The following is a 10172-nucleotide window of genomic DNA, read 5'->3' on the forward strand; positions in this document are numbered from 1 at the left end:
TTTCCTTAAACTGCCTCCTTCGCACGTTACACATCGCTTTAATGAAGGAGGAGAATGGTGAAAACGCTTTTTGTCACCGGTACCGACACCGCGGTGGGTAAAACCGTGGTATCACGCGCATTATTGCAGTGCTTTGCCAAGGCGAATCTGTGCGCCGCAGGCTTCAAACCTGTCGCCAAAAGCGCGCAACTCACATCTGAAGGCTTACGTAATAAAGATGCCCTGTTATTACAGCAGGCTTCAGGTCTCGCTCTCGATTATTCCGCCGTCAATCCTATCGCCTTACAAGAGGATGAAATCAGCACCAGCGCGTCGCAGCGTATAGATTATCCGTTGCTCAGCCGCAGTCTAAACGATTTGCAGCAGCGCGCCGCGCGCGTGGTGGTAGAAGGCACCGGCGGCTGGCGCAGTTTAATGAACGACTTACAGCCTTTGTCCCACTGGGTGCGGCAGGAACATTTACCCGTTGTGTTGGTAGTCGGCATTAAAGAAGGTTGCATCAGCCACGCTTTACTGACCGCCGAGGCGATTGCGCAGGATGGATTGCGACTCGTGGGTTGGGTAGCCAACCGTATTAATCCCGGTCTGGCGCATTACGCTGAAATTATTGATGTTTTGAGAGAAAAGCTAGGCGCACCTTTACTAGGCGAGTTGCCTTATCTGCCGCGCGCAGAACAGCGGGAACTGAGTGGTTATCTGGATGTTTCACTGCTCGATGACAATATTACGCACGACAACAGTGCAAAGCCTGCGGCTTGATGAAACAAAAAGCCGCAAATGATCAATGGCTGAATCTAAGATTTCAGATTCAGCCCTCCTCTTTACTGAATTAATTGCCAGAATATTCAATATCTTATTTCCAATTTTTAATAAACCCCTTGTTCTGGCGTGATTCATGCATCAGCAGCTCTGATGAATATCTTGCCGGAGCACCTGTATGTCGCAATCAGATGAGAAAGGTTTGTTGTATGGGCTGAATGACCGCATCGGTCCATTGCCTGCATTTTGTGCCGCACTGCAACATGTGCTGGCCAGCGTAGTGGGCATCATTACGCCGCCGCTGATTATTGGTTCCGTGTTGGGATTACAGGCATGGATCCCTTATCTGATCAGTATGTCACTGCTCGTTTCCGGTCTCGGTACTTTCCTGCAGGCGCGCCGCTTTATGGGCATTGGCGCAGGCATGATCTGCCTGCAGGGCACCAGCTTTGCCTTTCTCGGGGTGATTCTGTCGGGCGGATTGATGGTCAAAGCGCGCGGCGGATCGCCAGAAGAGATCATGGCGATGATCTTTGGTTGCAACCTGGTGGCGGCGATGATTCCGATGTTGATCAGCCGCTGCATCGCGCCATTACGCAAAGTGTTGACGCCGGTGGTTACCGGCACCGTTATTACCTTAATTGGTATCAGCCTGATTAAAGTCAGCATCACCGATTGGGCTGGCGGCCATAACGCCAACGATTTTGGCGCGCCCGGCAATCTGGCGCTCGGTGCCTTGACGCTGCTGGTGATTATCGTACTTAACCGTTCGCAAAATCGCTGGACGCGGCTGGTTGCGGTGGTGGCCGGCATTGCTGCGGGCTGTATCGCCGCAGCGTTAACCGGCCATCTCACCCTTAAGCCAATGGATGATACGCCGTGGCTGGTAATGCCGGCGCTGTTCCGTTTTGGTTTTGCCTTCGACTGGACCATCTTCATTCCCATCGCGCTGGTATCGGTGATAGCCGTGATTGAAGCGGTGGGCGACCTCACGGCGAACTGCATGTTGTCGCAGCAGCCGATTGAAGGCGAAGCGTTTGAGCGCCGCATGCAGGGCGGTATTTTCGCCGATGGCATCAGCTGCTTGCTCGCCGCCGTGTTCTCTGCCTTTCCCAACACCACTTTTGCGCAAAATAATGGCGTCATCCAAATGACCGGCGTTGCCAGCCGTTATGTTGGCATGGTGATCGGCGTGATGCTGGTGCTGCTCGGTATGTTCCCGGCGATTGGCTATATGCTGCAGCAGATTCCACCGCCGGTACTGGGCGGCGCGACCATCGTGATGTTTGGGAGCGTGGTGGCGGCCGGCATCCGCGTGATGACGCAAACGCCGCTTGGCCGTCGCGAGATGCTGATTGTTGCCGTGTCGTTTGGTATCGGTTTGGGTGTCGAAGCGGTACCTGAAGTGCTGAAACAGTTCCCGACACTGATCAGCAACCTGTTTGGTCACGCGGTGACTACTGGCGGGATACTGGCGATTATTTTGAATGTCGTGCTGCCTTCAGAGCGCAGCGAAGCAGTGGCGGCAAAAACGGCTGAGGAGTCGCGTTAACAAAGCGCACGGAGTCAAATAGCCGAGGGGCATATGGCAGAGGAGTAAAGCATCCCGCGCCAGGGAAGGCGCGGGCTGAGCCTCAGGGATGATTTATGGCGACTTTACGATCTGCCATATGCCCCTCGGCGACTGCTTAGGGTTTTACGGATTCAACCGACGGCGCGTACGTCCAGAACTGAGATAATCGGCAATGTAATCCTGCGATATCTCGCCGCTATAACGACCTTCCTCATCGACGATCGGCATCCACACCGTGTTGTGCTCATACAGCTTCGACAGCACCACGCGTAGGTTTTCTTCCGCTTTGCCGGTCACTTTAAAGGTATGCAGCATCTCTTCGCAGCGGCCAGTGGCGCCGCGCGCTTCACGCCGCTTCACAAATCCCAGTGGCTTGCCATCTTCATCAACTACCGTCACCGAACGCATATCGTTATCGTCCATGGTGGCGAAGGCCTCCTGCAGTGGCGTATTACGCTGCACGGTGATGGTGGGCTGCTGATCGGTGACATCGCCGGCCTGCACCAGCAACAAACGTTTCAGCGTACGGTCCTGACCGACAAAGGAGCCAACAAAGTCGTTCGCCGGTTTGGCTAACAGCTCATCCGGGCTGGCGCACTGCACAATTTTCCCCTGACCAAACACCGCAATGCGGTCGCCGAGCTTCAGCGCTTCATCAATATCATGGCTAACCAGCATCACGGTCTTCTTTAACTGGCGCTGCATCTCAAGGAATTCGTTCTGAATCACTTCACGGTTGATTGGGTCGACCGCGCCGAAAGGTTCATCCATCAGCAATACCGGTGGATCCGCGGCCAGCGCGCGAATCACGCCAATACGCTGCTGTTGACCGCCGGACATTTCGCGCGGATAGCGATGCAGGAACTTGGTCGGATCGAGCGCCACCATGCTCATCAATTCCGTGGCGCGTTCGCGGCAGCGCTTCTTATCCCAACCCAACATGCGCGGCACCACGGTAATGTTCTCCTCGATGGTCATATTCGGGAACAGACCAATCTGCTGGATGACATAGCCAATATTGCGGCGCAGGGTGACGGTATCTTGTCCGCTGGTGTCTTCACCGTTGATCAAAATCCTGCCGCTTGAGGAGGGAATCAAACGGTTAATCATCTTAAGGGTGGTGGTTTTGCCACAACCCGATGGGCCGAGCAGCACGCACATTTCCCCGGCAGGCACTTCAAGGCTGACGTTGTCCACGGCATTGAGTGATGTGCCGTTCTTTTGCGTAAAGGTTTTCGTCAGGTTTTCCAGTTTTATCATTATCGAATCCCCTTAGGAGTCAGCGCCGACTGCAAACGGTGCAGCAGCCAATCAAGCACAATCGCGAGCAAACAAATCATCAAGGCACCGGCAATCAACATGCGCACATCGCTGCCGCTGATCCCGTCGAGCAGTTGCAGGCCCAAACCGCCCGCACCAATCACGGCGGCAATCGCCATCACGCCGACGTTCATCACCACCGCTGTACGAATACCGCCAAAAATCACCGGCAGCGCCATCGGAATTTCTACCCAGCGCAGACGCTGCCAGAAGGTCATGCCAATCCCGCGACCGGCTTCACGCAGTCCGGGAGACAAATTCTCCAGCGCGGTGTGGGTGTTACGCACAATCGGCAGCAGCGAGTAGAGGAACACGGCGGTGATAGCGGGAAGGGCGCCAATGCCCTGACCGATCATAGAAAACAATGGAATCATCAAACCAAACAACGCGATGGTGGGAATGGTTAACACAATAGTGGCGATGCCGAGCACCGGCGTGGCCAGCCACTTAAAGCGCACAATCAAAATGCCCAGCGGTACGCCAACGATGATGGCGAAACCGACCGCCACCAGTACCAGCCACGTGTGTTGCCAGGTGAGCGTCATCAAGGTGTGCCAGTTATTCATGATGTAATGCAAGGTATCCACAGCGCCTCCTTACAGCATGTTCTTGGATTGAAGGAAATCACGCGCCACCTGTTGCGGCGACTGATGATCAATATCGACACGCTTATTCATCTCGGTGATCGCTTCGTCATTAATCAACGCGGAGAGTTGATTGAGCGCCGTATCCAAACCCGGATGGCTCTCCAGCACATCCTGACGCACTACGGGCGTGACGTTGTAACTTGGGAAGAAGTGCTTATCATCTTCTAACACTTTGAGTTCGAACCCTTTCACGCGGCCATCGGTGGTGTAGATCAAACCGGCATCAACAAAGCCATCGCGAATCGCGTTGTAAACCAAGCCGGGATCCATCTGGCGAATCTGCGGACGATCGAGCGGCATGTTGTAGGCTTTCTGCAATGGCTTAAGACCATCGGAGCGGCCTGAGAATTCCAGGTCCAAACCCAGTTTCCAGTTATGATCCGGATCGTTCTTGCGTACCTCTTCCAGCTTCGCCACCAGTTGCGACATGGTATTGATGCCTTCTTTCTCCGCACGATCGCGTTGCATGGCAAACGCATAGGTATTGTTCATCGGTGCAGGATTGAGCCACACCAGCCCTAACTTCGCATCCAGCTGTTTCACCGTTTTATACGCGTCTTCGGTCGACATCGGCTTATTAATGTGGTTAAAGATGATCAGCGAAGTACCGGTGTACTCCCATGTCATATCAATCTGTTTATTGATCATCGCGTTACGACCAATAGTGGTGGCGATATTGGTCTTGGGGATCACCTGAAAACCTTTCTTTTGCAGCCAGATTACTGTCATCGCGGAGAGGATGTGCTGCTCCGTAAAGCTCTTAGTTGCCATGGTAATCGGTGTTGCAGCCGCGGCGCTTTGGCTGATTGCCAGCGTCGCGGTGAGTGCCAGCGCAGTACGTTTAACCCAGCGCGCCAGTTTGTTGGCAGTGGCCATCACAAAGCTCCTTGTGTTAAGCCGCAGAGTGCGGGCTGAGATAACGTCCCAATGCCGCGAGCAGCATGTCGAGCACCAGCGCAACCAGCGCGGTGGCCACAGCGCCGAGGATCAGCGTAGGGAAGTCGTTGAGGTAGATGCCGGGGAAGATCAGCTCACCAAAACTGCTGGCGCCGATCAGGAACGCCAATGGCGCGGTACCGACGTTAATCGCCGTGGCGATGCGCACGCCTGCCAGAATCACCGGCAGCGCATTGGGAATTTCCACCTGACGCAAACGCTGAAACTTCGTCATACCTATACCGTTGGCGGCTTCAATCAGCGACGGCGGTACCGCGCTTAAACCGGCAAAAGTATTACGCACAATTGGCAGTAGCGAGGCGAGGAACAGGGCAATCAGCGCGGGACGATCGCCGATACCGACAATCACCATCGCGAGCGCCAATACCGCCAGCGGTGGCAGCGTGTTACCCACGTTGAAAATTTGCATCACGTACTCTGCCCAGCGACGAGCGAACGGACGGCTAAGCAGGATGCCGCTGGGAATGCCCACCAGTAACGCAAAGAACATTGACCAAAACACTAAAAACAGATGCTGCTGCCCGAGATAAACCAAATCTTCCCGCCGGTCGCGCAGCGTATTCAGCCCCAGCCCCCAAACCAGCAGGGCAATCACCGCAACAATCGCGAGCAGAGCCAGCCCAGCGCGGCGGGCGAGCGATGCATTTTGCATAGCCAGTGTCTCCCTGATTCAAGAAATCGTTCGATAGGTAATGTCATTCCCAGGATGACGGCGCAGTGTTAAAACGCACACATACGAAAATCCTTCACCCCGTTAAATTGCAGTTAAAATGACTGTTATCAGATGCTTTTTCAGTGAATATCTGGAAAGCACCGCTTAGACCTATAGCAATGCTTGTCGATAAGCGCTAGTTTTTGCGGCAAAATCAGACAGATAGAAATAATAAAAAACGCCATCTAACCCGCGTGGAATAAGGCATCATTCGACAATAAAAAATATTCATCGAAATAAGTGACGTCGTCACAGATAGGTCGCACGCAGAGGAAACTGGTCTGGCGAATTTTGAGCTAGCCTTGTTAGAAATTAAGGAGACGTATGACTGAAACTGCAGAATTGAACACGGAACATCGCCACTGGATTCTTATCGGCTGCATGCTCGCTATGTTTATGGCGGCGATTGAAGTCACCATCGTGGCCACCGCCATGCCGACCATTATTGCCGATCTTGGCGGCTTTTCGCAGTTTGGCTGGGTATTTTCCATCTATCTACTGACGCAAGCCGTCAGCGTGCCGCTGTATGGCCGACTGGCAGATATGTGGGGCCGCAAACGGCTATTGTTTATCGGTGTTTCGCTATTTTTACTGGGATCGATTCTGTGCGGATTTGCCCACAGCATGGCGTGGCTGATCCTGTTTCGCGCTTTTCAGGGGTTAGGTGCCGGCGCGATTATGCCGCTAACGTCCACCATTGTGGCGGACGTCTATTCGCCGCGCGAACGCGCCAACGTCCAGGGTTGGCTCTCCAGCGTCTGGGGCGTGGCGGCAATCATTGGTCCGCTGAGCGGCGCGTGGCTGGTGCAGCACTTTAGCTGGTCGGTGATTTTCTGGGTCAACGTGCCGATTGGCGCCATCGCCATGCTGCTGCTGGCGCGTTTTCTTCCATCGCGTGAACAAAATCAGGCCACCACGCTCAATCTCACCGGCAGCTGCTGGCTGATGATCTGCGTAACGGCGTTGCTGGTCGCGCTGCTGCAGGCAGAAGTGCTCGGTTTCTGGCTGGTGCCGTTCCTGCTGCTGGCGGTCATTGCTGCCTGGCGTTTAAAACAGCATGAACAGCGTGCTGATGCGCCGCTGTTCCCGCTGGAAATCTGGCGCAGCCGGCTCATCGTTGCTGGCAACATCGGCAACCTGATCATCGGTGCCAGTATGATGGGCATCAGCGCCTTTCTACCAACCTGGATTCAGGGCATCACCGGCGGCACGCCGCTGCAGGCCGGCAGCGCACTGGCGATGATGTCGATTGGCTGGCCGCTGGCCAGTACATTGAGCGGTAGGTTGATGCTTATCACCTCCTATCGCTTCACCGCGCAGTTGGGCGCGCTGCTGCTGATTGCGGGCAGCGCATTACTGCTGCTACTGCGCAGCGACAGCTCAATCGTGCAGGCCGGATTCACCGCCTTTGTGATTGGCACCGGCATGGGCATGACCAGCACCACGTTTCTGGTATCGGTACAGAACCATGCGCATTACGACATTCGCGGCATTTGCACCGCCTCAATCATGTTCAGCCGCATGATCGGTTCGGCGATTGGTACCGCGTTATTGGGCGCAGTGCTGAACCTTAACTTGTCGCTGCGTCTGCCGCAGGCTGACGATCCGATGCAGAAAATCATGTCGCCTGAAAGCCGTCAGGCGCTGTCGGAGGCGACATTGCATGACTGGACCGGACAAATCGCCAGTTCTTTACATTGGGTGTTTGTAGTGTCGTTGCTGATTGCGCTGCTAACGTTGTGGGTGGCGTGGATAATGCCGCGGCAAAGGCCGGAAGTGGAGTAAAAGCAGGGCGGCCAGAGAGCCGCCCGAAAGTTTACTGCGCTGGCGTATCCTGAGAGCTGCCCACGCTGTCTGGCACGGTGCTGTCACCATCACGGCCATTTTTCTTGTAGACGATTTTCTGTGTGTCGTTCTCACAATGACCCACAACCTGGCCGCCGACCTGATCGGCTTGATCATTGGCCACGATATCCAGCGTGAAGTCCGATTCGGCGACGCCGTTGTTAATGATTTTTTTGCTGATGTCCGCTTTGACGCTTTCACAAGACGCCTGCGCCAATACCGGCAGCGACAACATCGCCATCAGCAGAACTGCATTACGTTTTTTCATCATTCACTCCTTTGGTCAGAAATCCTGTCAAAACTATAGCAGTGATAAACGATTAAGGTGCAATTGGACGTCCGGTGCGGCGGTCGAGGCAGCGCAGCGTATTCGGTTCCCAATAGGCGTTAACGTTGTAGCTCTTTTCGCAGGAGTCGCGTGTATCAAAGGCTTTGTCCGCTTTATCGAACTCTTTCTCAACGCGCGTATTGACCTTGTTACGCAGGTTTTTGGTATCGTTCCACTGCTCTTTGCTCTGGCGCGCGGCTTCATTACTGGAGGCGCTGCTGCCATCTTCAATAATCAGGCGATCGGTTTTGGCCGCAGCGATGGGCGCAGCCATTAACAGGCTCGACGTCACCACGGTAGCCAGCAGGGCGGAAAACAGTTTTTTCATCGTCATTTCCTTCAGTTAACACCAGCACAGCCGGGATCGCGGCTGTAACAACCATGGCCGCTAGTATATCATCGCTGCTTCTTTGCTCACCAGCGGTGAGCGCTTTGTTTAGCTTAGCGAGAGATTTTCTATGCTGGTCAAAACCGCCTTGCTGTTTTTTATCACTGCGATAGCGGAAATTGTTGGCTGTTTCCTGCCGTGGCTGTGGTTGAAGAAGGGCATGACGGCGTGGCTGCTGGTGCCAGCCGCGGCAAGTCTGGCGCTGTTTGTCTGGTTGTTGACGTTGCATCCTGCCGCGAGCGGGCGCGTTTATGCGGCCTATGGCGGCGTATATGTGCTGACGGCGCTAATCTGGCTGCGCGTGGTGGATGGCGTAAAACTGAGTACGTGGGATTGGGTTGGCGCGCTGGTCGCCTTGAGCGGCATGTTGATTATCGTAACCGGTTGGGGCCGCGCGTAATCATCGGCCACACCGGCGTGCGATATCAGGGGGAAACATCCCCATGAGATCGTCGCGGCAAAAGCCGCCGGAGCGCCTCACAGGATGGTCGCCCCGGATATTTCGATCAAACAGCGTGTAACCGCGATTAACCTTTATGCACCTTCAGTCCCGCGGTGGTTTGCGTCACCGGCATAATCTCCAGCGTATTGATGTTGACGTGCTTCGGCAGCGTCGTCACCCAATACACCGCTTCGGTGACATCTTCCGCCGTCAGTGCGGTGGTGCCTTCATAAACCTGGCCCGCTTTATCGTCATCGCCCTTGAAGCGCACGTTTGAGAACTCGGTGCCGCCCACCAAACCTGGCTCGATATCGGTCACGCGCAGCGCGGTGCCGTGCAGGTCGGTACGCAGATTCAGGCTGAACTGGCGCACGAACGCTTTGGTCGCGCCATACACGTTGCCACCCAAGTAAGGCCAGCTGCCGGCAATCGAACCGATATTCACGATATGACCAACATTGCGTTCAACCATTGCCGGCAGCACCGCACGCGTCATGTACACCAAACCTTTGTTGTTGGTGTCGATCATATTTTCCCAGTCTTCGATATTGGCTTTGTGCGCCGGTTCCACACCCAACGCCAGGCCAGCATTGTTAACCAGCACATCAATATTGCGCCATTCAGCGGGCAGGGAGGCGATCGCTTCATCGATGGCGGCGCGATTACGCACGTCCAGCTGAACGGTATACAGATTATCGCCCAACTCATCTTTCAGCTCTTTTAAACGCTCAGCGCGACGTCCGCTGGCGATCACTTTGTGACCTGTAGCAATGAAGCGGCGGGTGATACTTTGACCAAAACCAGCAGTTGCGCCAGTAACAAAAATAATCATCTCACTGTTCCTTATACGATTTCAGGTTATCAGCCACACCTTAGCATTAACCTCGAACCCATGCTCATGAAAACCCAAAGCAGCGTGTTGCAGGATTTTTCCTGCACATTACGAGTGCATTAGCGCACCACAAAGACGCATCTCAACAGGCGATAAACACGCCATGCCCGGCAAAACTCGCCGCAATGTTAAATCGCAACCGTTTGCGATTGCAGGCAACCGGTTGCGCATACGTTTGCTCGTTAAGCTTGACACAAAAACGCATCAGAACAACCTATTATATTGAAAGTAAACAGTATTTTTTGTTCTTTGCATTGGCATGCGCTTTGCAAACTATCTTTAAGGCAATCACCTGCACTAATAAAAAAG

At 54.4% G+C, this 10172-nt stretch carries 11 protein-coding genes; 4 read left to right on the forward strand and 7 right to left on the reverse strand.

Features of this window, described 5'->3' with window-relative positions; genetic code table 11:
* Window positions 1-54 precede the first annotated feature (54 nt).
* Together bioD and PZBJ_RS22440 are read left to right on the forward strand one after the other, a co-directional pair.
* Window positions 55-759 (forward strand): dethiobiotin synthase, encoded by a 705-nt coding sequence (bioD, locus tag PZBJ_RS22435; protein WP_101764351.1) that lies wholly within the window; start codon window positions 55-57, stop codon window positions 757-759.
* 178 nt (window positions 760-937) lie between these two features.
* On the forward strand, window positions 938-2311 hold the full coding sequence (locus PZBJ_RS22440) for a nucleobase:cation symporter-2 family protein (RefSeq protein ID WP_101764352.1): 1374 nt from the start codon (window positions 938-940) through the stop codon (window positions 2309-2311).
* Window positions 2312-2455: 144 nt separating this feature from the next.
* Here PZBJ_RS22440 and osmV read toward each other — a convergent pair whose 3' ends face one another.
* From osmV to PZBJ_RS22460, 4 genes are read right to left on the reverse strand one after another with little or no spacing between them, the layout of a single operon-like run.
* Window positions 2456-3592 carry an osmoprotectant ABC transporter ATP-binding protein OsmV gene (osmV, locus tag PZBJ_RS22445; protein WP_101764353.1) on the reverse strand — a complete coding sequence of 379 codons (1137 nt, stop codon included), beginning with the start codon at window positions 3590-3592 and terminating at the stop codon, window positions 2456-2458.
* Window positions 3592-4239, reverse strand: coding sequence for an osmoprotectant ABC transporter permease OsmW (gene osmW / locus PZBJ_RS22450; protein ID WP_064738719.1), 648 nt, complete (start codon window positions 4237-4239; stop codon window positions 3592-3594). The genes osmV and osmW overlap by 1 nt, the downstream gene beginning before the upstream one ends.
* Before the next feature lie 9 nt (window positions 4240-4248).
* A complete protein-coding gene (locus PZBJ_RS22455) occupies window positions 4249-5175 on the reverse strand; it encodes a glycine betaine ABC transporter substrate-binding protein (protein ID WP_008108905.1) in 927 nt (308 codons plus the stop codon).
* A gap of 16 nt (window positions 5176-5191) precedes the next feature.
* Window positions 5192-5908: an ABC transporter permease gene (locus tag PZBJ_RS22460; protein ID WP_101764354.1), complete on the reverse strand. Its 717-nt coding sequence runs from the start codon at window positions 5906-5908 to the stop codon at window positions 5192-5194.
* Window positions 5909-6292: 384 nt separating this feature from the next.
* Between PZBJ_RS22460 and PZBJ_RS22465 the strand changes: the two genes are divergently transcribed.
* A complete protein-coding gene (locus PZBJ_RS22465; protein ID WP_101764355.1) occupies window positions 6293-7753 on the forward strand; it encodes an MDR family MFS transporter in 1461 nt (486 codons plus the stop codon).
* 31 nt (window positions 7754-7784) lie between these two features.
* Here PZBJ_RS22465 and PZBJ_RS22470 read toward each other — a convergent pair whose 3' ends face one another.
* Together PZBJ_RS22470 and PZBJ_RS22475 are read right to left on the reverse strand one after the other, a co-directional pair.
* A complete protein-coding gene (locus PZBJ_RS22470; protein WP_101764356.1) occupies window positions 7785-8081 on the reverse strand; it encodes a DUF1161 domain-containing protein in 297 nt (98 codons plus the stop codon).
* A 52-nt stretch (window positions 8082-8133) separates the two neighbouring features.
* On the reverse strand, window positions 8134-8469 hold the full coding sequence (locus tag PZBJ_RS22475; RefSeq protein WP_101764357.1) for a DUF1283 family protein: 336 nt from the start codon (window positions 8467-8469) through the stop codon (window positions 8134-8136).
* Between the two features lie 130 nt (window positions 8470-8599).
* Here PZBJ_RS22475 and PZBJ_RS22480 point away from each other — a divergent pair, with 130 nt between their 5' ends.
* A complete protein-coding gene (locus tag PZBJ_RS22480) occupies window positions 8600-8929 on the forward strand; it encodes a YnfA family protein (RefSeq protein ID WP_192233901.1) in 330 nt (109 codons plus the stop codon).
* A 127-nt stretch (window positions 8930-9056) separates the two neighbouring features.
* On the opposite strand, the gene ydfG is transcribed toward PZBJ_RS22480, so the two are convergent.
* Window positions 9057-9803: a bifunctional NADP-dependent 3-hydroxy acid dehydrogenase/3-hydroxypropionate dehydrogenase YdfG gene (gene ydfG, locus PZBJ_RS22485; protein WP_101764358.1), complete on the reverse strand. Its 747-nt coding sequence runs from the start codon at window positions 9801-9803 to the stop codon at window positions 9057-9059.
* Between the last annotated feature and the right edge of the window lie 369 nt (window positions 9804-10172).

The organism is Pantoea endophytica (genome assembly GCF_002858935.1).
Classification (GTDB): domain Bacteria; phylum Pseudomonadota; class Gammaproteobacteria; order Enterobacterales; family Enterobacteriaceae; genus Pantoea; species Pantoea leporis.

Excerpts from the sequence above, each read along its gene's own strand:
- bioD (WP_101764351.1), top strand. The coding sequence starts at position 55 with ATGGTGAAAACGCTTTTTGTCACCGGTACCGACACCGCGGTGGGTAAA.
- PZBJ_RS22470 (WP_101764356.1), bottom strand. The coding sequence starts at position 8,081 with ATGAAAAAACGTAATGCAGTTCTGCTGATGGCGATGTTGTCGCTGCCG.
- osmV (WP_101764353.1), bottom strand. The coding sequence starts at position 3,592 with ATGATAAAACTGGAAAACCTGACGAAAACCTTTACGCAAAAGAACGGC.
- PZBJ_RS22460 (WP_101764354.1), bottom strand. The coding sequence starts at position 5,908 with ATGCAAAATGCATCGCTCGCCCGCCGCGCTGGGCTGGCTCTGCTCGCG.
- PZBJ_RS22440 (WP_101764352.1), top strand. The coding sequence starts at position 938 with ATGTCGCAATCAGATGAGAAAGGTTTGTTGTATGGGCTGAATGACCGC.
- PZBJ_RS22480 (WP_192233901.1), top strand. The coding sequence starts at position 8,600 with ATGCTGGTCAAAACCGCCTTGCTGTTTTTTATCACTGCGATAGCGGAA.
- PZBJ_RS22475 (WP_101764357.1), bottom strand. The coding sequence starts at position 8,469 with ATGAAAAAACTGTTTTCCGCCCTGCTGGCTACCGTGGTGACGTCGAGC.
- PZBJ_RS22455 (WP_008108905.1), bottom strand. The coding sequence starts at position 5,175 with ATGGCCACTGCCAACAAACTGGCGCGCTGGGTTAAACGTACTGCGCTG.
- ydfG (WP_101764358.1), bottom strand. The coding sequence starts at position 9,803 with ATGATTATTTTTGTTACTGGCGCAACTGCTGGTTTTGGTCAAAGTATC.
- PZBJ_RS22465 (WP_101764355.1), top strand. The coding sequence starts at position 6,293 with ATGACTGAAACTGCAGAATTGAACACGGAACATCGCCACTGGATTCTT.